22 protein-coding genes are annotated in these 21345 nt (G+C 62.7%); 3 read left to right on the top strand and 19 right to left on the bottom strand.

Going from position 1 to position 21345, the window contains the following annotated elements:
- Positions 1–67 precede the first annotated feature (67 nt).
- Positions 68–244 (top strand): hypothetical protein, encoded by a 177-nt coding sequence (locus NKJ01_RS07070; RefSeq protein WP_352727145.1) that lies wholly within the window; start codon positions 68–70, stop codon positions 242–244.
- 57 nt (positions 245–301) lie between these two features.
- Here NKJ01_RS07070 and trmB read toward each other — a convergent pair whose 3' ends face one another.
- From trmB to NKJ01_RS07160, 18 genes are all read right to left on the bottom strand, one after another.
- Complete coding sequence (gene trmB, locus NKJ01_RS07075) at positions 302–1003, bottom strand: tRNA (guanine(46)-N(7))-methyltransferase TrmB (protein WP_352727040.1); 702 nt, start codon at positions 1001–1003, stop codon at positions 302–304.
- A 23-nt stretch (positions 1004–1026) separates the two neighbouring features.
- A complete protein-coding gene (gene metK, locus NKJ01_RS07080; protein WP_352601453.1) occupies positions 1027–2292 on the bottom strand; it encodes a methionine adenosyltransferase in 1266 nt (421 codons plus the stop codon).
- Between the two features lie 169 nt (positions 2293–2461).
- Positions 2462–2881, bottom strand: a complete 420-nt coding sequence (locus NKJ01_RS07085) for a helix-turn-helix domain-containing protein (RefSeq protein WP_023758122.1) — start codon at positions 2879–2881, stop codon at positions 2462–2464.
- Positions 2882–3019: 138 nt separating this feature from the next.
- Positions 3020–4612, bottom strand: a complete 1593-nt coding sequence (gene lnt / locus NKJ01_RS07090; RefSeq protein ID WP_352727042.1) for an apolipoprotein N-acyltransferase — start codon at positions 4610–4612, stop codon at positions 3020–3022.
- Between the two features lie 93 nt (positions 4613–4705).
- On the bottom strand, positions 4706–5176 hold the full coding sequence (locus NKJ01_RS07095; RefSeq protein WP_352727044.1) for a VOC family protein: 471 nt from the start codon (positions 5174–5176) through the stop codon (positions 4706–4708).
- A 16-nt stretch (positions 5177–5192) separates the two neighbouring features.
- The gene (locus tag NKJ01_RS07100; protein ID WP_352727046.1) at positions 5193–6287 is read right to left on the bottom strand and encodes a hemolysin family protein; all 1095 of its coding nucleotides are present in this window, start codon (positions 6285–6287) and stop codon (positions 5193–5195) included.
- Positions 6288–6315: 28 nt separating this feature from the next.
- Complete coding sequence (gene ybeY, locus NKJ01_RS07105) at positions 6316–6816, bottom strand: rRNA maturation RNase YbeY (RefSeq protein WP_352727047.1); 501 nt, start codon at positions 6814–6816, stop codon at positions 6316–6318.
- Between the two features lie 18 nt (positions 6817–6834).
- Positions 6835–7827: a PhoH family protein gene (locus NKJ01_RS07110; RefSeq protein ID WP_023758127.1), complete on the bottom strand. Its 993-nt coding sequence runs from the start codon at positions 7825–7827 to the stop codon at positions 6835–6837.
- Positions 7828–7910: 83 nt separating this feature from the next.
- Positions 7911–9320, bottom strand: a complete 1410-nt coding sequence (miaB, locus tag NKJ01_RS07115) for a tRNA (N6-isopentenyl adenosine(37)-C2)-methylthiotransferase MiaB (RefSeq protein WP_352727049.1) — start codon at positions 9318–9320, stop codon at positions 7911–7913.
- Positions 9321–9396: 76 nt separating this feature from the next.
- Entirely contained in the window at positions 9397–10197 is an 801-nt protein-coding gene (olsA, locus tag NKJ01_RS07120) for a lyso-ornithine lipid O-acyltransferase (RefSeq protein WP_352727051.1), read from the bottom strand.
- A 20-nt stretch (positions 10198–10217) separates the two neighbouring features.
- Complete coding sequence (gene rimI / locus NKJ01_RS07125) at positions 10218–10712, bottom strand: ribosomal protein S18-alanine N-acetyltransferase (protein WP_023758130.1); 495 nt, start codon at positions 10710–10712, stop codon at positions 10218–10220.
- Positions 10712–11389, bottom strand: coding sequence for a tRNA (adenosine(37)-N6)-threonylcarbamoyltransferase complex dimerization subunit type 1 TsaB (gene tsaB, locus NKJ01_RS07130; protein WP_352727053.1), 678 nt, complete (start codon positions 11387–11389; stop codon positions 10712–10714). Before tsaB ends, rimI begins: the two co-directional genes overlap by 1 nt.
- 108 nt (positions 11390–11497) lie before the next feature.
- Positions 11498–12604: a DUF1513 domain-containing protein gene (locus NKJ01_RS07135; protein WP_352727055.1), complete on the bottom strand. Its 1107-nt coding sequence runs from the start codon at positions 12602–12604 to the stop codon at positions 11498–11500.
- Position 12605: 1 nt separating this feature from the next.
- Positions 12606–13682 carry an imelysin family protein gene (locus NKJ01_RS07140; protein ID WP_352727057.1) on the bottom strand — a complete coding sequence of 359 codons (1077 nt, stop codon included), beginning with the start codon at positions 13680–13682 and terminating at the stop codon, positions 12606–12608.
- The gene (locus NKJ01_RS07145; protein ID WP_352727059.1) at positions 13682–15283 is read right to left on the bottom strand and encodes a di-heme oxidoreductase family protein; all 1602 of its coding nucleotides are present in this window, start codon (positions 15281–15283) and stop codon (positions 13682–13684) included. Before NKJ01_RS07145 ends, NKJ01_RS07140 begins: the two co-directional genes overlap by 1 nt.
- A gap of 12 nt (positions 15284–15295) precedes the next feature.
- Positions 15296–15781: a bacterioferritin gene (gene bfr, locus NKJ01_RS07150; RefSeq protein WP_023758135.1), complete on the bottom strand. Its 486-nt coding sequence runs from the start codon at positions 15779–15781 to the stop codon at positions 15296–15298.
- Positions 15747–16058, bottom strand: a complete 312-nt coding sequence (locus NKJ01_RS07155) for a (2Fe-2S)-binding protein (RefSeq protein WP_352727061.1) — start codon at positions 16056–16058, stop codon at positions 15747–15749. The genes bfr and NKJ01_RS07155 overlap by 35 nt, the downstream gene beginning before the upstream one ends.
- 110 nt (positions 16059–16168) lie before the next feature.
- Positions 16169–17458 (bottom strand): imelysin family protein, encoded by a 1290-nt coding sequence (locus tag NKJ01_RS07160; protein WP_352727063.1) that lies wholly within the window; start codon positions 17456–17458, stop codon positions 16169–16171.
- A 433-nt stretch (positions 17459–17891) separates the two neighbouring features.
- Between NKJ01_RS07160 and NKJ01_RS07165 the strand changes: the two genes are divergently transcribed.
- Together NKJ01_RS07165 and NKJ01_RS07170 are read left to right on the top strand one after the other, a co-directional pair.
- A complete protein-coding gene (locus tag NKJ01_RS07165) occupies positions 17892–19145 on the top strand; it encodes an NAD(P)/FAD-dependent oxidoreductase (protein WP_352727065.1) in 1254 nt (417 codons plus the stop codon).
- 120 nt (positions 19146–19265) lie between these two features.
- Positions 19266–19868 (top strand): sulfotransferase family protein, encoded by a 603-nt coding sequence (locus NKJ01_RS07170; RefSeq protein WP_352727067.1) that lies wholly within the window; start codon positions 19266–19268, stop codon positions 19866–19868.
- Positions 19869–19938: 70 nt separating this feature from the next.
- Here the strand turns inward: NKJ01_RS07170 and NKJ01_RS07175 are convergent, their stop codons facing one another.
- Entirely contained in the window at positions 19939–21216 is a 1278-nt protein-coding gene (locus NKJ01_RS07175; protein WP_352727069.1) for a 4-aminobutyrate--2-oxoglutarate transaminase, read from the bottom strand.
- Between the last annotated feature and the right edge of the window lie 129 nt (positions 21217–21345).

A 21345-nucleotide genomic window follows, 5' to 3' on the forward strand; every position in this document is an offset into this window, starting at 1 on the left:
AGCCTTGCCGCTGCATTTCCATTTATAACACATCGCACAAGGATTGCACGACACAGCACAGAGGGGCATGACCATGACCAACCGCGAGATCTTTTCCGCCATTGGCGAACTCTTCATGACATTTGGCAGCGCGGTCGCCGCCTCGCGCGCGGTGGCGGTGCAAGTGGGCCGCAAGCCGCGTGCTGACGACCTGCGCAAGCTCGGAATAGATCCGGCTGTCTTCAACAGGATCGGTCGTCTCTAGATTTGGCGAATGGACTCGCCTTTGCAACGGCCGGAGGCTGGTGCGCCGTGAGCGCGCCTATGTTCTGACAAAAGTGAGATAGGCCGGCCGCCGGCCCTCACGAATGGCCTTCGCTTCGTAGCGGGTGCCCGGCCAGCCATCATAGGGCCGGTGCCAGTCCGCCGCCTCCGAAGCCTGCCAGGCGAACGCACCATGCGCACGGCAATGCAGCAAGGTCCAGTTGACATAGGTGTCGATATCGGACGCAAAGCGGAATTTCGAACCCGGCTTCAGCACGCGCGCGAACCGATCGAGATTGACCGGGCTGACGAAGCGCCGCTTCCAGTGTTTCTTCTTCGGCCAGGGATCGGGATAGAGCAGGTCGATACCGTCGAGCGAGGCTTGCGGCAACCAGTCCAGCAACCGGGTGGCGTCGTCGTCATAAACCCGCAGATTGGCGAGCGGCTCCTCCCGCACTGCCATCATCATCTTGGCCATGCCGTTGACGAACGGCTCGACGCCGATAAAGCCGATCGAGGGCGCCTCGGTGGCGCGATGGAGGAGATGTTCGCCACCGCCGAAGCCGATCTCGAGGCGAACCGCCGAAACATCGGCTTTGAACAGAGCGTATAGATCGACCGGCGGTTCAGCTGTCAGATCGAGCCGATATGTTCCGAAACCGCTTTCCAGAGCAGCCGCCTGCTGCGGACGCATGGTCTTGCCGCGCCGGCGACCGAAAAAGGCTTCGGTCGCGCGGCTTGGTCTGTCCTTCGGGTCCATGGCGGGACTTTGCGGCGTCGCTATCAGGCGGCGACCGCGTCCTTGAGCGCCTTGGCGAGATCGGTCTTTTCCCAGGAGAAAGACCCGTCGCGGCCGGCCTTGCGGCCGAAATGGCCGTAGGACGACGTCTTGGCGTAGATCGGCTTGTTGAGATCGAGATGGCGGCGGATGCCGGACGGCGACAGATCCATCACGCTGCGCAGCGCCTCCTCCAGCTTTGCCTCGTCGACCTTGCCGGTGCCGTGCAGGTCGACATAGACCGACAGCGGCTGGGCGACGCCGATGGCGTAGGAAAGCTGGATGGTGCAGCGGTCGGCCAGTTTCGCCGCCACGACGTTCTTGGCCAGATAGCGCGCCGCATAGGCCGCCGAACGATCGACCTTGGTGGTGTCCTTGCCGGAGAAAGCGCCGCCGCCATGGGGAGCGGCACCGCCATAGGTGTCGACGATGATCTTGCGGCCGGTCAGGCCGGCGTCACCGTCCGGCCCGCCGATGACGAACTTGCCGGTCGGGTTGATGTACCACATGCAGTCGTCGGAGATCTTCAGCTCGCCCAATGCCTCGCGGATATAGGGTTCGACGACCTTGCGGACCTTTTTCGAATCCCAGCTCGCATCGAGGTGCTGCGTGGACAGCACGATCTGCGTCGCCTCGGCGGCCTTGCCGTCGACATAGCGGACGGTGACCTGGCTCTTGGCGTCCGGCCCGAGCTTGCCGGCTTCACCGCTGCCTTCGTGACGGGCAGCAGCCAGCAGTTCCAGGATCTTGTGGCTGTAATAGATCGGAGCCGGCATCAGATCCGGCGTCTCGCGGCAAGCGTAGCCGAACATGATGCCCTGATCGCCGGCGCCTTCTTCGCCCTGACGGTCGGAGGCATTGTCGACACCCTGGCCGATGTCCGGCGACTGGCCGTGCAGCAGGACCTCGATCTTTGCCGTCTTCCAGTGGAAGCCGGCCTGCTCATAGCCGATTTCGCGGATCGCCTTGCGGGCGACCGACTTGAACTTGGCCGGATTGACGACGGGATGGCCGGCGGCATCCGTGAGGATGTTGCCTGCCTTGTCCTTTTTCAGCAGTGTCTCCGGGACGCGCACCTCGCCGGCGATGACGACGCGGTTGGTTGTCGCAAGCGTCTCGCAGGCGACTCGGACTTTCCATGGGTCCATGCCGGTCTTCTTGGCTTCGCGATAGACCAGATCGACAATCTCGTCGGAAATCCGGTCACAGACTTTGTCGGGATGGCCCTCGGCAACGGATTCCGAGGTAAAGAAGTAGTTCTGCCGCGTCACGGGTGTCCCCTCTTGAAAAACGATCGGCAGGCTGCCGACTTTGGCGCGCCACGTGTTAGCGGGGCGATGCGCCGCTCGTCAAGCGATGCTTCGGTTCTGGCATGAATGTCGCTGCAGTTATCTTGTGCCACCGGCGGCAGGGCGCCGCCGGTCCAAGCGTGATTGCGGATCAGTCGGCATCGTCGGTGGAGAGAGACTTGACCAGATCTATGATCCTGCGGCGGACCTTGGCGTCGGCGATCTTGACAAAGGCCCGGTTGAGTTGGAGGCCTTCGGGACTGCCGCAGAATTCGACGGCGAAGGCCATCGACGCATCCTCGGCAAATCCCCGGCCTGCCACGGCCTCCTGGCCGGGCGCATCCTCGAAAAAGAAGGCGACAGGCACGCCGAGGATGGACGCGATCGCCTGCAGACGGCTGGCGCCGACGCGGTTGGTGCCCTTTTCATACTTCTGAATTTGTTGAAATGTGATGCCGAGATTTTCTCCCAGCTTTTCCTGGCTCATTCCCAACATATTGCGGCGAAGCCGAATGCGACTGCCAACATGGATGTCGATCGGATTCGGTTTCTTCTTGTTATCTTCTATCATTTTTTCCTCGCCGAATTTTTTCGGCTTCTCTATTTTTTCCTGCCCAAATGAAGCCGGAGGCAACTGCCCCAACAGAACGATCAACCGACTTCGAGAAATATCAGGCGCTTACAGTATGAGTTTCTAATGTGTGGGCTGTCAATTCACCCGTAGCTTCTGCCTTACGCTCAAAAGTGCGGCCGCAATGGCAAACAGCAACATGATCAGCATTCCGTTAATGCGTCGTTGGCCAGGAGAGATGACCGCCTGTTCGGAAATCGGCACATGGGCGTCGATGGCGCCGCGGGCGTCGATCGCCAGCGCATCGACGATGCGCCCGCGCGGATCGACGACGGCCGAGATGCCGTTGTTGGCTGCACGCAACAATGGCAATCCATTCTCCACCGCACGGATCTGGGCCTGCCTGAAATGCTGATACGGACCCGGCGTGTCGCCGAACCACGCATCATTGGTGACGTTCACAATAAGCTGTGCTGACGTAGCGTCAACTGCCGCGAGATCGGGAAAGATCACCTCATAGCAGATAAATGGCAATGCACGGATGCCATCAGGCAACGCAATGGCGTGCCGCTCGTTGCCGGCCGCAAAACTCATCGGCCCGGCAACGAGTTGCTCGATACCGAAATGATCGAGCAGATCGGAGAAAGGCAGATATTCGCCGAACGGCACAAGGTGAACCTTGTCGACGGCATCAGTTATTTCACCTTTGTCGTCGATCGCCACCACGGAGTTGTAGTAGCGGCTGTCGGCACTTGCGGCCGAACCGCCCTCCTCGCGGACGACGCCGGCCATCAGCATCTGGCCGGGTGCCAGCATGTCGCCCAGCGCCGTCAATGCGTCCGGACGCTCCGTGAAGAGGAACGGAACCGAGGTTTCGGGCCACAGGATCAGTTGCGGCTTGCCGTGACCCGGATCGGGTGCCTTGGCCGATAGTCCCATCAAGGTTGCGAAGATGCGGTCGCGCACCGAGGCGTCCCATTTTTCCGAGAGGTCAACGGCCGGCTGGACGATGCGGACGTCCAGACTGTGCACCGCAGGTTTTTCGGGAGCGGCAAGCCTGACATAGCCGTAGCCGACATGGGCAGCGGCAAGCACGACAAACAATCCGGCGCCGAGGCGCAGATGCCGGCGCGCCGCCAGCAGCGCCGGCAGAGCGAAGACGAACACCGCGAGCGCGTTCATGCCGATCATGCCGGTGACCGAGACGCTTTGCATCAACAGCGGCACGGGCATGGCCGCGTAGCCGATGGCATTCCAGGGAAAACCGGTGAACAGGAAGTCGCGCAGCCATTCCGCCAGCCCGAAGCCGAAGGCAAGGGCGGCGATGCGTCCGATGTCGCTGCTCCACAACAGCCGCGCAACCACGGCCGCAAAGCCGTAGAAAAAGGCGAGTGCGAAGGGAATGCCGACCACCGCGAAGGGAAGCGCCCAGGCAAAGTTGTCGGCCTCGACCAGCAGAGCCGAGCCGATCCACCACAGGCCGGCAAGGAAATAGCCGAAGCCGAACCACCAGCCGACGGCGAAGGCCGGCCGCAGGCGCCGCATCAGGCCGCCGGAAGCATCACCGGTCGCGCCGTCGAGCAGCCAGACCAGCACGGGAAAAGAGATGAAACAGGCGGCGAAGAAATCGTAAGGCGCCTGGCCAAGCACCGCCAGCGCGCCAGCGAGAAACGCCACGAGCGCGCGCCCCCAACCCCAAAGCAGAATTATCCGGCCGGCAAGGCGCACCATGCATACTTCCGAGTCGCGCGAATCAATAGCCAAGATTTAACAGGCCACGGTCCGCGGGCCAAACGGCAGGAGATCGCCAGCGGTGGACCGAGCCTAGCGGTGCCAGCCTTCGATGCGCAGGCCGCCCAGCCGTTCGGCCTCTTCACGAGAAACAGAACGCAGGGTTTGCGTGAAGGTCCAGACATGGCCCTCGGGATCGCGCGCCCGATACTGGCGTTCGCCATAGAACTGATCCGCTGGCTCCTGGACGATCTCGGCCCCCTTGGCCCTGGCATGCTCGCAATGGGCATCCAGGCCGTCCTTCAGCCTGACATAGACCGACTGCATGTTCTTGCCGGCGACAGAGGCCGGGCTGGCTACGTGATCGGTCCATTCGGAATCGACGATGATGTAGCTGTCGCCAAACCTCATCTCGGAATGGACGAGCTTTGCCTCGGCATCGCTGACCACCATGCTGCGCTCGAAGCCGAAACCCGCCTCCAGCCAGTCCAGCGCGGCTCGAGGATCCTTGTAGAACACGCCGGAGCCCAGGCTTGCGTGCTTGAACGGGTCGTCGACGGTCATCGGGCGAGCGAAACGCTCACGCCTGTTCGGCACGGGCCGTGGCGCGCCGGCGGCGCTCGCCCTTCTGGCTCTGCACGATGCGCACGCGCTTGACGCGGCGCGGATCGGCATCCAGCACATGGAATTCGAAGCCGGGAATGGCTTGAACCACCTCGCCGCGCGCCGGTACGCGACCGAGCGTGTTGAAGATCATGCCGCCAATGGTATCGACATAATCGCCATGTTCGCCAGCGGCGAAATCCTCGCCGATCATCTTGGCGACATCGTCGATCTCGGCCTTGCCGTCGACGATGAACACGCCGTCGCCGCTCCGGGTAATCATCGGCTCATCGTCGTCATGCTCGTCCTCGATATCGCCGACCACCATCTCGACGATGTCTTCCAGCGAGGCGAGGCCATCGGTGCCGCCATATTCGTCGATGACCAGCGCCATCTGCGTGCGCGTCGTCTGCATGCGGGCCATCAGGTCGGAGGCAAGCATCGACGGCGGCACGAACAGCACCGGACGGATCAGATTGAGGTCGCCAATGGTGCGCGCGAGGTCGACCTGGGCGAGGTCAAGAACCGTGGCGGCAGGGGTTTTCCTTGTCGTGCGGCCTTTTTTGACGCGCGCGATCTTGGTGATGTGAGCCAGCACGTCACGGATATGCACCATGCCGCGGGGATCGTCGAGCGTCTCGGAATAGACCGGCATGCGCGAATGGCCGGACTGCTCGAAGGTGCCAAGCAGATCGCCGAGCGTCGTCGCGATCTCGACCGCCTGAATGTCGGAACGCGGCACCATGACGTCCTCGACGCGCACCTCGCGCAAGCGCAGGATGTTGTTGAGCATGGCGCGTTCGCCAGGCGAGAAGGCCCCGGCGTCGCTCGTCGTCTCGGCAAGGGCGCCGGCGATTTCCTCGCGCAGGCTGGTTCCGTTGCGTTGCCGGAACAAACGCAGCACGCGGTCGAACAGGGAGGGGCCGGCAGGCGAGGTTTCGCTGGCAGCGCTGCCGGTGCTGGCAGCACCAGAGGTAACGGTACTGGGACTTGATCCCTCTTCCGACGTATCGGAAGCCTTGGTCGCACTGCCGGCGTCGGGGCGGGCGGCAGTCTCTGGTTTGTCGTTCATCGTCGTCCGGTCAATTGATCAGATGTAGTTACGCGTAGGGATCGGGAATGGCAAGTCTCGCGAGCGCTGCGCGTTCAACGGCCTCCATCGCCTCGGCATCCGCATCGGTCTCGTGATCGTAGCCCAGCAGATGCAGCAGGCCGTGGATGACGAGATGAGTGATATGGTTCTCAACCGGCTTGTCTTCCAGTGCCGCTTCACGCGTGACCGTCTCTGCGGCGAGCACGATGTCGCCCAGCATCGGCGGCAAAGGAGCGCCTTTCACAAGCGGAAAAGCCGGGAAAGACAATACGTTGGTCGGCTTGTCCTTGCCACGCCAGCCAGCGTTGAGGGTCCGGATATGCGTGTCGTCGGAAAAAACGAGGCTGAGTTCGGAACGGCCAGCCCCGCCGGTCTCGGCAAAGGCAGCCGCAACAGCGCGATCGACCAGCCGCATCAGGCTTGCCTCATCCGGCCATTCGCCCGCTTCGACTGATATATCGATATCGACGGGAACATTCCCGTCGCCGGATATTAAATCCTCAGGCATAAAGCCGCATCGTCAAAATCAATTCTCGGCGCCGAGGCCGCGCGCCAGTTTGGCATCCCGGTCATAGGCCCTGACGATTTCCGCCACCAGCGGATGGCGGACCACGTCGCCGTCGTTGAAGCGCACGGTGACCGCACCTGCCACGCCGTCCAGCACCCGCAAGGCTTCGACGAGGCCCGATTTGGTGTTGGAGGGAAGGTCGATCTGGGTCGGATCGCCGGTGACGATCATGCGCGAATTCTCGCCGAGACGGGTCAGGAACATCTTCATCTGCATCGGCGTGGTGTTCTGCGCCTCGTCGAGGATGACGGCGGCATGCGCCAGCGTGCGGCCGCGCATGAAGGCGAGCGGCGCGATCTCGATGACTTCGGCGGCAATGGCGCGCTCGACCTTGTCGGCCGGCATCATGTCGTAAAGCGCGTCATAGAGCGGCCGCAGATAGGGATCGACCTTTTCCTTCATGTCGCCCGGCAGGAAACCGAGCCGCTCGCCGGCCTCGACGGCCGGCCGCGACAGAATGATGCGCTCGACCATGCCGCGCTCGAGCAGCATCGCCGCATGCGCTACCGCCAGATAGGTCTTGCCGGTGCCGGCCGGACCAATGCCGAACACCAGTTCCGACCGCTCCAGCGCCCGCATATAGGCGTCCTGGTTGAGCGATCGGGCATAGATCGTCTTCTTGCGGGTGGCGATCTGGGCGGCGGAGACCTTGCCCTTGCGCTCCAGCGTCGGCAGCGTCAGCTGATCGTCGGCGGCGATTGCCATTCGGACGGCGCCATCGACGTCGGACTGGCCGATATCGACGCCTTTCTGGAGAATGCCGTAGAGATTGTCCAGGGCGCGGCGCGCCTGCTCGGCGGCTGACGCCGAGCCCTTGATGGTCAGCTGGTTGCCGCGGGAGCGGATGTCGACGCCGAGCTTCTGCTCGAGTCTGGCGAGATTTTCGTCGAACTGACCGTAAAGGGCGCTGGCAAGCTTGTTGTTGTCGAAAGTCAGAACGATATGCGCCATATCAGAAGCCCCGGATGCCGTGGCGTGGGGTAGATTCTTCACTTCCGCAGCGCTCAACCGTCTCTCCTCATCTGCCGAGACCCTCAGGCCAATTCGGCGAACAGGCTGTTGTAGCCCGTCTTCGTGATTCGCACCTGGATAATGTCACCGATTTCGCCGGCCGTTTCATCAACAATAACCGGCTGCAGCCACGGTGAGCGGCCGACCTTCTGGCCGGCCTGTCGGCCGGGCTTCTCGATCAGCGTGTCGATGGTGCTGCCGACCAGGCTTGTGCCGAAGTCCTGCTGCTGTTTCAAAAGCAGAGCTTGTAGCCGCTGCAGGCGCTCATCCTTGACCGTTTCCGGCACATGATCGGGCATTTCAGCGCCCGGCGTGCCGGGACGCGGCGAATATTTGAACGAGAAGGCAGAGGCGTAATTCACCTGCCGCACCAGTTCCATGGTCGCCTCGAAATCCGCTTCGGTCTCACCGGGGAAGCCGACAATGAAATCGCCGGAAAGCGCGATATCGGGCCGGGCAGTGCGGATGCGGTCGAGCAGCGCCAGATAATCCTTGGCCGTGTGCCGGCGGTTCATCGCCTTGAGGATGCGATCGGAACCTGATTGCACCGGCAGATGCAGATAAGGCATCAATGCCGGCAGATCGCGGTGAGCGGCGATGAGTTCGTCGTCCATGTCACGTGGGTGGCTGGTCGTGTAGCGCAGTCGCGCCAGGCCCGGGATTTCGGCCAGCCTGAACAGCAGGCGGCCAAGGCCCCATTCCTCGCCGTTTTCGCCCCGGCCATGCCAGGCATTGACGTTCTGGCCCAGCAGCGTCACCTCGCGCACGCCGGCTTCCGCCAGGCGCTCGGCCTCCGCGACGATCTGCGCCACCGGACGCGAGACTTCCGAGCCTCTGGTGTAGGGCACGACGCAGAAGGTGCAGAATTTGTCGCAGCCTTCCTGCACGGTGAGAAAAGCGGTGACGCCGCGCTTGATAACCTCGGCGCGCTTCGGCTGCGGCAGGTATTCGAACTTGTCCTCGATGGCGTAGTCGGTCTCGACGATCTTCTCGCCGCCGCGCACCCGCGCCAGCACGTCGGGCAGCCGGTGATAGGTCTGCGGGCCGATGACCAGATCGACGGCCGGCGAGCGGCGAATGATCTCGGCGCCTTCGGCCTGCGCCACGCAGCCGGCGACGCCGACCAGCATCTCGCGGCCGACCAAGGCACGTTCGGCCTTCATATCGCGGATTCGGCCGAGCTCGGAATAGACCTTTTCCGCCGCTTTTTCCCTGATATGGCAGGTGTTGAGCAGCACCAGATCAGCCTCGCCGATGGCATCGGTCGTGGAATAGCCGTCGGCGGCCAGCGCATCGGTCATGCGCTGTGAATCATAGACGTTCATCTGGCAGCCATAGGTCTTGACGAAGACCTTCCTGGCGGTTGCCGCCGGCGCGGCCATCGCTTCGGCCGCGGCGTCGACGTCGTCGCGCTCTATCGTGTTCAAGTCCATAAGGCGGCTTCTAACGCCTTTCCGTGACAAAAAACAGACAATTCTCGGCATGCGCCTGCAGTTTGCATGCCCGGGGCTAGCGGCTCGGGCGCGGATCGGCGAGCGCTGCCTGCATCATGTCGCGCACCCGGCTTTCCATCAATTTCGATGTTTCCTTGCGGTTCGAACCCTTGGAAAAGGCGATCGCCTCGCCGAAATGCACCTCGACGTCGAGGGCGCCCTCTGCCAGCAGCACCTTGAGATGCGGCATTAGGTCTTCATCACCGATCCAGGCGGCAAGCGGGCGGTGGCGGCGGCCGAGCGGCACGCCGTGCAGGCGCGTGTAGGCGATAGCCACCGGCTGGATGAAGACCTGCTCCGTCGCGCCTTCCGAAATGGCCATAGAGGCGGCGCCAAACAGCGTGCTCTTGAACGGCAGGACGATGTTTCCGTCGCCAGTCGAGCCCTCAGCAAACAGCACCATGGCATCGCCCTTGCCCATGCGGCTGGCGATCTCGCTGGCCTGGTCGCCCGAGGACCGCTTGCGCTCGCGCTCGATGAACACGGTGCGTTGCAGTTTTGACAGCATGCCGATCAGCGGCCAGCCTTCCATATCAGCTCTCGCGATGAACTTCACGTCGGCCATGGAGCCGAGCACCATGATGTCGGTCCACGAGATGTGATTGGATGCCACCAGCAAAGGACGCTTGGTCGATAGCGTTCCCTTGACGTGGATACGCATGCCGAGCGCCCTGATGATCAGCTTGTGCCATATCTTGAGGATGAAGGTTTCCGGCCACCAGCCGGTCTTCATCGACAGGATCTGCAGCGGCACGAGGACCAATGAACCGGCGACAACGAGGCCCAGCGCCAGGAAAATCCTGATTTTCTTGATCATCGCCCTACCCTGGCCTCCGGCTAGCGAAGATCGCGGCGCATAACAAGCGCGCCGGTCGGTCCATGTTCCGGCGACTTGTAGTAATTCGGTCGCTTGCCGACCTCACGGAAGCCCAGCCGCCGATAGAGCGCGATCGCCGCGACATTGGTCTCGTCGACCTCGAGGAACAGCGCTTCGGCGCGCTGCGCGTGAAGTTCGCGCAGCACCGCGTCCATCAACTGCCAACCGAGCCCCTGCCGACGGTGGGATCGAGCGACCGCGACGGTCAGGATCTCGCCTTCGCCGGCCGCCAGCCTGGCCAGCACGAAGCCGACCGGAGGCTTGGCGCCCTGTCCGGTTTCACGCGCGGCATAGCCGAATACGGTGTCCTGTTCGAGCAAGGCAGCGAATTCGCCATCGGTCCACGGGCGGACGAAGTCCTCGCGATGCAACAGGGAGACCGCCGGGCTGTCGGCGATCTTCAGCGGCTCGAGCGCATAGTCCCGGCGGCGTGGTTGGAGAAAAGGTATGCGCATCAATTTTCTTGCCTTGAAAGAATGAACCCGGCCTGCGGCTTGGCGTCGGCGCCGCGCAAATAAAGCGGTTTTGGCCTTTCGCCGGGACCCTTGGCGGCAGCCAGACGGGCGTATGTGACAATATCGGCGGTGGCCGTCTGAGGCCCGATATCGAACGCGCGACCGGCCGACGCGGCAATCAGCGCCGCCGCTGTACCGGCAAGCACCAAAGAACGCTCCGTCGCCATCGCGACCACCTCGGCCAATGTGGCGACAGCCGGACCGTAAGTCAAAACCGACATTTCATCATAAAGGGCGGCATGGATTTCCTCGCGACCAGCATCGAGCGCCGCCAGTACGGCGCGATCGGGAAATGCCGCTGCCGCCTCAGCAGCCAGCGCCTCGAGCGTCGTCACCCCGATCGCCGGAATCTTGAGCGCCAGCGCCAGGCCACGCGCGGTCGAGACGCCGACGCGCAGACCGGTGAAAGAACCCGGGCCAACGGAAACGGCGACGACGCCAAGACCGGCATAGTCGGTCGCACTTGCCTTCAGGGCTTCGGCAATGACCGCCATCAGGTGCTCGGCATGCCCTTTGCCGAGGTCGAGCACCGAACGGCCAAGCTCTTGCTTCGCCGCCTCGTCGTAGACGCAAGCGGCGCAGAGGTTGGCGGCACAGTCGATGGCAAGCAGTTTCATGAAGCGACCGGTTCGAAAGAGAGTTCCCTGTGCCTGCCACGGCTCGCCACCGCAAGTGGTTAGTGCATAATTCGTTAAGCGGCTTCGCTTCAGCCCGGCAGGAAATATCTACGCAATCTGTTCGATGCGCAGCAGGTGGTTGTCCCAGACATAGTCCGGTTCGGAGCGTGTCGCACCGCTGCCCTCGACGATCTCGCCGGCGCCTGTGGTGGCCATGAAGCCGGTTCCGTCGGGCGCCACGCCGCAAACCTCGACTAGTGCGCTGGCCGAGACGATCCGGCTGCTTGCCGCATCGATCACGACAAGCGAATTGCCTTCCGGCGACGAGACGGCGACGGTGCCGGCGGCCGGATTGGCGGCGACCGAACCGATATAGTTGCGGAAGCCGGACAGCACGTCCTGCGGCATGTCGAGCAGCTGCAAGTCTTTGCCGCGCGCGGCGCGGCCGACCAGCAGCGGACGATCGGTGCCCGGCCCCCGGTACTGGCAGCCGAACCAGACGGTGCCGGATCGATCTGTGTCCATGTGGCGGATCGACAGCTGGTGCAGTGCCTCCGGGAGTTCATGCTTCTCGATGAGATCGCCGGTGAGGCGGTCGATGAGCACATAGGACGGCTTCATGGTGGCGATGTTGAGCTCGGCGCGACCATAATCCGGATGGGTTTCGATGCCGCCATTGGCAACAGCGATCGTCCTGCCGTCGCCCAGCAGCAGAAGCTCGTGCGGACCCATGCCGTAGGTCGGGAATTCACCGACGCGGCTGAATTTGGACCGCGCATCGTAGACACCGACCACGCCGGCGGCGTTGTCGAAGTCGTTTTCGGTGGCGTAGAGCAGTGCCCCGTCGGGCGAGAACACCCCATGGCCGAAGAAGTGCCGGCCGGCGATGCTGGCGATGGTCAACGGCGCGTCATGGCCCGAATGATCGAATACCACGGCGAACGTGCCGGGCTGGCGAGCGAAGACCACCGAACGCTTCGACACCGGATCGAAGGTGACGTCATGGCCACGATCGGGCAGGTCGATCGCGTGCAGGATATTGCCGGCCTCGGATAGGACAGCGACGCCATAGCTGCCATCACGCTTGACGAAGGCGGTGGCGAAGACGGCGTCCGCCGCGAGCGTCTTCGCCCAGGCCGCGGGCGCCATTGCCGCTACGAAGCCAACGCCTGCAGCCTTCAGGAAATCGCGGCGATCTAACAGCGGGGTTCTCAATTCAGTCCCCATCCAGCGACGAGAAGCCGGCGGTCAGGCCGAATTCGGCGGTCAGCCTGGTGCCGATCAGGGTCGACAGGCTGGAGGTGATCAGCGCGAAATGGTCGAGCTTGTCACGCAGTGCCGGATCGGCAAGCGCCTTGTCGATCGGACCCTGGATGGACTTCGCGGTAGCGATACCATTGATCAGCTGGATACGGATCGATTCCGCCATCCAGCGCGCATCGGCCGGCAGTGCGTCGCCAAGCTTCGACGCCTGGAACAGCGTGTCTATCCCGGACAGATTGCCGGCTAGCGAATTGGCAGTGTTCTGCGAGCGCCAGTAGATCGCCTGTTTCGGCTTGTCCGCATCCGGCTTGTCGCCGAAAAACCCTTTCAGGCGCACATCGCGAACCATTTCCAGTTCATTGATGAAGACGCCGACCAGTTCGGTCACCGCTTCGTTGCCGTCGCGGTAGAGCGGGTTCTGTGGCCCCGGATTGGCCCAAAGGGCAGCAAATCCGTTGGGCTTGTTCCAGGCATCGTTGACGTCGCCGGCCATGGTTTCGATGTTGCCGGCAATCGCGGCGCCATAGGCGCAGCGATAGGGATCGCCCTTCGCGGTCAGTGCTTCCGCGCCATCGCCATAAAGCACGAATTCCAGCGCACCCAGCCCCTGCATGGCGACACTTTTACTGGCCAGCTGTGCCGGGTCGGTGGCGGTCGCATCCTTGTTCGCCAAGGCCGCCTGCACCTGCTTCAGGCCGATGCCTTTGCGATCCGGCCAGAACAGCATGCGTTCCAGCCGGTTGTTGTCCTTGATCGGCCCGAAGCCGATGATTTCGGCCGACGACCAGGCATAGACGGTGGCGGAAAATGCCGCGCGCGCGGCATCGAGCTCCCCTTGCGAGGGCGCTTCGCAGAGCTTGTGCATCGCTTTCGTTAAGGCTTCCGCATGCTCGTGCAGGCCGGCATAGGCTGGGCGAACAAAGCCGTCGATCGCCCCCTGGATGATTTCGGAGGCTTTGACCGCCGCAGATGCCGGGACGGCGAGCAGAGCCAGCGGGAGAACGAGAAACAATGCAGAGCGCTTGAGCATCACAGTGACCCCAGGAATTTGAGCAGCGCATCGCGGTCGGCCGCGTCAGCGGCGGCAAAGCGGTCACGCGCCTTCTGCGCTTCGCCGCCATGCCACAGGATCGCCTCGGTCAGACTGCGCGCGCGCCCGTCATGCAGGAAGAAGGAATTGCCGTTGACCGTCTCGGTCAGGCCGATGCCCCACAAAGGCGGCGTGCGCCACTCATTGCCCGTCGCATCGCCTACGGCCTGGCCGTCGGCCAGATCAGGCCCCATGTCGTGCAGCAGGAAGTCGGAATAAGGCCAGATCAACTGGAAGGCTTGCGCCTTGTTGGGCGTGCCACGACGGGTGACGAATTTCGGCGTGTGGCAGGCAATGCAGCCGATCTCATAGAAGACCTTCTTGCCGGTGAGCACATCTGGTTGGTCGAGGTCGCGGCGCGCCCGCACGGCCAGGTTCTGCGAATAGAAGGTGACCAGATCCATCACCGGCGGCGGCGCCTCGACCGGGCCGAGACGCTGCTGCACGCCGTTCGGCATGGCGAGGCATTTGACTTGCGTGGCGGTGCAGTCGCCCCAGTGTTTTGGCACTTCCGGCGTCGAGATGCCGATGTCGCCGGCGAAAGCGTCCGCCGCCTGCCGGCGGATCGATGCGGCTTGCGCCTTCCAGCCGAAACGGCCAAGCGTCAATTCGCCGCTGGAGCTGTCCCGCACGATGTTCGGCTTGCCGGAAATGCCGTCACCGTTGCGGTCGTGCGGATCGGCGTTGGCAAGAATATCCGCTGGTGCAATCTCTTCGATCAGGCCAAGGCCGATCATCGGCGGCGTCAGGCGCGGCGACAGCGTGGTGCGCGGATCGAGAGGTCCATAGGCAGGATCGACCACCGAATAGCTGGGTTTGCGCAAGGAAATCACGGCGCCGTCTGCCAGTTCTACCTTACGCTCCTGATAGTCGACATGCATGCGGCCCTCGCTGCGCAGGCCGGGCACCGCCAGGTCCTGCAATTGCGCGCCATAGACCGGATCGGGGAAGTTCAGCACCTTGTGGTCGACAAGCGCTGCTTTCTCTTCGGCCGTACTGGCATCGCGCGCCAGCCGCAGGAACATCGAAGTCGTGCCGGCATCGCCTTGCGGGGGACGGCCGCGACCATCCTTCAAATGGCAGTTCTGGCAGGCGCGTTCGTTGAACAGCGGGCCGAGCCCATCCGACGCCTGCGTCGAGGATGGCGACGACACCCAGTTCTTGCGAAACAGGGCATTGCCGAGCTTGAAGTCGCCCTCCTCCTCGAAGGTGATGTTGGCCGAGGATTGCGAGAAGGAATCGCGGCTGACGTCCTTCCTGGACGTGCCGGCGCCGCCTTGCATCAGCTCGAACTGCTCAGGCCTGGAAAAATCAGCGGTCGGCCTGGTGATGGCGGTGACGCGCGCCTGATCCTTCGGACTGAGGTCGGTGCGCGTGGTGGCGAGGCCGGCAGGTTGAAGATCACCTGCCATCGCGGAAGAGGAGAGCGCGATTGCGAAGACGATACAGCGCCGACGCGCCAATCCGGCCGGCGTCTTCCGAAGGAGCAGCGAGCCGTCGGCCCGCCGCACGCGGCGCATGAATTCTAACAGGCGCCGCATCCCCGCATGTCCTTAATCGGCCTCGTGCGCCGATGCAGCGTTGAGCTGGCCGTATTTTTCCTCGCCGATCGAGGCAAGCAGGTCGAGCTGCGTCTCGAGGAAATCGATGTGACCCTCTTCGTCGGCCAGCAATTCCTCGAACAGCTTCATTGTCACATAGTCGCCGGCGTCGTTGCAGATCTCGCGTGAACGCTTGTAGGCGGTACGCGCGTCATATTCGCCGGCAAGGTCGGATTCGAGCACTTCCTTGACGTTCTGTCCGATGCGCAGCGGCGCCACGGACTGCAGGTTCGGATGGCCTTCAAGGAAGATGATGCGGGCCACGAGCTTGTCGGCATGGTGCATCTCCTCGATCGATTCCGCCCGCTCCTTCTTTGCCAGCTTGGCGTATCCCCAGTCCTCCAGCAGACGGAAATGTACCCAGTACTGATTGACGGCCCCCAGCTCCAGAAAAAGAGCCTCGTTAAGCCGCTCGATGACCTGGGGGTCGCCTTTCATGATTTCTGCTCCCGTATTGGACGCGCAGGCTTCTGACGCGATCCAGGTGTGAAACGATATCGACGCTGCTCGCCTCGGAGCGGGCGTGGTAATTTTCGGTGACCCGAATGATCGTTTCCACCACATTTGGGAAGCAGCCGCAACAGCGCCCGCGCTTTTGCATGGCGTGATAGACCTTTGCCGGCACGATCAGTTGCCAGGGGTCCTGATCCAGCAGCGCAATGATCGTCTGCTCGATTTCCCTCTCGGTGATGATGTTGCAATGGCAGATCAGCATTGGTTTGCTCGGATGGCTGGCGGCGCCTCCCGCGCCGTGTGGCTTGATTTCCTATCGAAGCCCGTCCGACACCGATTGCCCGGCTCCGGATCAGGCTCCAACCCTTTGACTTACTTGAACACCTTGTCGGGTGCGTCGAGACTGTCGGATCCTTCGAAGGCGATGGTGCTGAGTTTCAGGGAGCCAACGGCGCGTTCGATCGACTTCGTCTGGTCGATCAACGCGTCGATTGCCGCCTGCACGGTCGCATTGCCTTGCGCATTGCCCTCGGCGATCTGCTGGTCATAGGCCTCGCCAGCCAGTGCCCGCGCCTTGATCGCCTCCATCTTGGCGACCGTCACGTCGAGCTTGTCCGACAGTTCCTTGTCGATCGCCGGATCGGCTGCTTTCACCATATCGGCCACCGAGGGACCCGAAACGACGGTGCCGTCGAGCCTCGTATAGCTGGCATGATAGGCGGAGCGGATGCCGATGGCATCATAGAGATGCGAGTTATAGGTGTTGTCGGAGAAGCAGTCATGCTCCTCTTCCGGATCGTGCAGCAGCAGGCCGAGCTTCATGCGCTCGCCGGCCAGTTCGCCGTAGGATAGCGAGCCCATGCCGGTGAAGATGATCGAGATGGCGGTGTTCGGGTCGCCGTCGATGAGGGCCTTGCGTGCGGCACCGCCTTCCTTCCAGTCGTTGACCATCTTCTGCAGGTCGCCGACCAGAAGGTCAGTCGCCGATTTCAGGTATTGGGCGCGACGGTCGCAATTGCCGCCGGTGCAGTTCTTGAGGTCGTAGTCGGAATAGGGGCGCTCGCCGGCACCCGGGCCGGTGCCATGCAGGTCCTGACCCCAGAGCAGGAATTCGATGGCATGATAGCCGGTGGCGACGTTTGCCTCCACGCCGCCGGCTTCCTGCAATGTGCCGGAGAGGAATTCCGGCGAAAGGCTCGAAGCGTCGACTTTCTTGCCGTTGATCTCGATCTCCTTGTTGGCGATCACATCGGCCGTATAGAGCGCATTCGCATCCGATTCGGTGCCATAGCTCTTGGCGACATAATCGATCAGCCCTTCGTCCAGCGGCCAGGAGTTCACCTCTCCTTCCCAGTCGTCGACGATCTTGTTGCCGAAGCGATAGACCTCGGTCTGCTGGTAGGGAACCCGCGATGCCCTCCAGGCGTCGCGGGCTGCATTGAGGGTTTCCGCCGAGGGATTGGCGAGAAGCGCGTCGACTGCCTTGTCGAGCGACTGCGCGGTCGTCAGCGAATCCTCATATTTGGCCAAGGCGATGTCGGAATAGGTCTTGATGACCGCCTTCGCATCGGTTTCGGCCTTTGCGGGCAGCACGAACACCGCCGCCGTCAGTAGGGCCGTGGCGCCGATCGCGGCAAGCCTGCCGCCATATCGTGCTGTCATAATCGCTCTCCAGTTTCTCGGATTTTTTGTAATCGGCGCGCGCGGCAACTGGCACCAGGCCATCTGCAAGCCATCGGGCGCAAGAGATGCCGCGCCTTCGCGCGGTTCGTGGAAGAAAGACACCAAAATGCCTCCAATCGAAAGGGTTCAAGGCCCAGACATTAAAGGGATGCGCTGACGCGCGAGCTTCCATAAAGCTGCGACATCGTCGGATGTCAATGGAGATTGGCAAGAAAAATCAATTGAAACAATAGTTTAGAATTATTCTAAACTGCAACTGTCAACTTAATGCGCGGCCTGCACCGGTCTTGCCGCTGAACTGTACGATTGACAGCAGCCATCCCGAGTGCGACCCGCACAGCCTCGCTTGCGGCGGCGCCAGACAATCGCCACATGGCGAGACATCCTAGGATACCGGCAGGATTGGAATGCAATGAAGAACGGTGTGGTCATTGTCGGCGCGGGTCATGCGGGCGTGCAAGCGGCCGCCAGTCTGCGCGACGACGGCTATGACGGGCCGGTGATCCTAGTCGGCGACGAGAACGAGCTGCCCTACCATAAACCTCCACTGTCGAAGACCTTCATCAAGGATGCCGAGGCCAGACCGCAACCGTTGCGCGGCGAGGCCTTCTACACCGGCAGCGCCATCGACTTCCGGCCGGGCATCAGGATCGATCGCATCGATGCCGGACGCCGTAGCCTGGAGATATCAGGCGGCGGCGCACTTGCCTTCGACCATCTGATCCTGGCGACCGGCTCGCGCCCGCGCACCTTGCCGCTGCCCGGTTCAGACCTGTCGGGCGTGCTGTCGCTGCGCTCGCTGGCCGATGCGCGTCTGATCCGGGAACTCAGCGCCCAGAGCGACGAGGTCGTCATCCTCGGTGGCGGCTTCATCGGGCTGGAGATCGCCGCGACGTTGCGGGCAGCCGGCCGCACGGTGACCATTGTCGAGGCAGTCGACCGGCTGCTCGGCCGCGCCGTGGCGCCGGTCGTGGCGAGCCACGTCCGGCAACGACTGGAAGCGACAGGCGTGCGCATCCTCACCGGCACCTCGATTGCAAGACTCGAAGGCGAAAACGGCCATGTCGCAGCCGCGATCACATCCAGCGGTGAAAGGCTGCCGGCGCGCATGGTCATCGTCGGCATCGGCGCCGTGCCGAATGTCGAGCTGGCACAGGCCGCAGGCCTCAGCATCGCCAACGGCATCCGCGTCGATCATCAGATGCGCACTTCGGTGCCTGAAATCCTCGCCATCGGCGACGCCGCCTCCTACCGGCACTGGTTCACCGGCGGCGACGTGCGGCTGGAATCGGTGCAGAACGCCACCGACCAGGCGCGGCTTGCTGCACGCACCATTACCGGCCATGCCGATGCCTATTCAGCCGTGCCGTGGTTCTGGTCCGACATCGGCGACATGAAATTGCAGATGGTTGGGCTGACTGCAGGCAGCGACAGCCATGTCGTGCTGGGTGATCTGCCCGACAACAAATTCTCGATCTACCATTATGCTGGAGACCGGCTGCTCGGCATCGAATCGGTGAACCGTCCCGGCGACCACATGCTTGGCCGCAAGATGCTCGGCGCCGGCTTCTCGCCGACGCCGGGGATCGTTGCGACGGGACCGGACGGGCTGAAGGCTGCGCTTGCCGCCTTCCAGGAAGAGGAGCCTGTCCGCGCGGCGGGATAGGATCAAAACCCAATCACCCTAAACGACCGAGTTCGCCCGGGAGCTGACCTTCAAAACCTATAGCGAAGTAAAGGAAACAGCGGTATTTTGACCAATTGAAGTCGTCTTTGGGGGGTGCTCATGGCTCTAGATGTCATTGGCGCAGGCATGGGTCGCACTGGCACATATTCGCTGAAACTCGCGTTGGAGCATCTTGGGTTCGGGCCGTGTCATCACATGGCAGATGTCCACGCCAATCCCGAGCAGAAGGCGCTGTGGCGCGCCGCCGGCCAGGGACAACTCCCTACCTGGGATACGGCATATGCCGGCTATCTTTCCGCGGTCGATTGGCCAACGGCGCATTTCTGGCGAGAAGTGAGTGACCACTACCCTGACGCAAAGGTTATCTTGACAGTTCGTGACCCAGAAGCCTGGTATGAAAGCATGGCGCAAACGATAGGGTTCACGATGGATGCTGCTACCAATGATCCACAGTCCTTTGGTGTGGCAGTGGTTGGAAACAGTGTCTTTGGCGGTCGATTTGATGACCGAGATCACGCAATCGCTGTCTATGAAGCACATAACGCTTCCGTGAAATCAACGCTGCCACCTGAACGCCTTCTCACTTATCAGGCCTCCGAAGGATGGGAGCCCCTTTGCGCCTTTCTCGGTGTACAGTTGCCTTCCGAACCGTTTCCACGCACCAATTCGAACGCAGAATTTCGTGCTCGCATAGGGCGTTGAACGGCAGCTTGCCACCCTATCTCGGCCTTTTCCCGCAAGGTTGTTGAATCCTAGGCGATATCCTCGCCGATCAGGCGGCGCACACTTCGCGGATCGAGCTTTCCAGAATGTCGAGCGCCTCGTTCATGACGCCGTCCTGGATGGTGATCGGCGCCAGGAAGCGGATGACGTTGCCGTAGACGCCGCAGGTCAGCAGGATCAGGCCCTTGTCGAGCGCCTTCAGCCTGATCGCATTGGCTATCTCGGCCGACGGCAGGCCCTTCTTGACGTCGTTGAACTCGACCGCGTTCATGAAGCCGAGGCCTCTTATGTCGACGATCTCGGGCACGTCGTCGCGGATCGACTGCAGCCGCTGCTTCAGTCTTGCACCCAGCGTGTTGGCGCGGTCGCACAGCTTTTCCTCATCGATCACGTCGAGCACGGCGTGCGCCGCGGCGACACCGATAGGGCTGCCGCCATAGGTACCGCCGAGCCCGCCGGGGCCTGGTGCATCCATGATTTCGGCGCGGCCGGTGACCGCGGCCAGCGGGAAGCCGCCAGCCAGGCTCTTGGCCATGGTGGTGATGTCGGCCGCTACCTCGTGGTGATCCATCGCGAACATCTTGCCGGTACGGGCAAAGCCGGTCTGCACCTCGTCGGCGATCAGAAGCATGCTGTGCTGGTCGCAAAGCTTGCGCAGAGCCGTCAGGAACTCGCGCGGCGCCTCGTAGAAGCCACCCTCGCCCTGGACCGGCTCGATGATGATGGCGGCGACGCGGGCCGGGTCGACATCGGCCTTGAACAGGCGGTCGAGGGCGGCCAGCGAATCGGCGACCGATACGCCATGCAGCGGCACCGGGAACGGCGCGTGATAAACGTCGCCCGGCATGGCGCCGAAGCCGACCTTGTAGGGCACGACCTTGCCGGTCAGTGCCATGCCCATGAAGGTGCGGCCGTGGAAGCCGCCGGCAAAGGCGATGACCGCCTGGCGGCCGGTGGCGTTGCGGGCGATCTTGATCGCGTTCTCGACTGCCTCGGCGCCAGTGGTGACGAAGATCGTCTTCTTCTCGAACTTGCCGGGCAGCATGCCGTTCAGCCGTTCGGCCAGCCGCACATAGCTTTCATAGGGCACCACCTGATGGCAGGTGTGGGTGAAGCGGTCGAGCTGCGCCTTGACCGCCTCGATCACCTTGGGGTGGCGGTGACCGGTGTTGACGACGGCGATACCCGACGAAAAATCTATGTAGCGACGGCCTTCGACATCCCAGATCTCCGAATTCTCGGCCCGGTCGGCATAGATCTGCGTGGTCATGCCGACGCCGCGCGAGATCGACTGGTTCTTGCGTTCGGAAATGGCTGAATTCTTCATGCTGTCCTCATCGAGCCGGCGCCCGTTCTTGTTTGATGTCGCTGACACGTCTTCTGACCTTATTTCACGTTTTCCTCAAGTTGGCACCGTCAACAGGCGATTGGGCCTGTCGCCCCGCGCGGCCAGAAC

Origin of the sequence: Mesorhizobium sp. M0276 (assembly GCF_040321755.1) — a bacterium.
Taxonomy (GTDB): Bacteria; Pseudomonadota; Alphaproteobacteria; order Rhizobiales; family Rhizobiaceae; genus Mesorhizobium.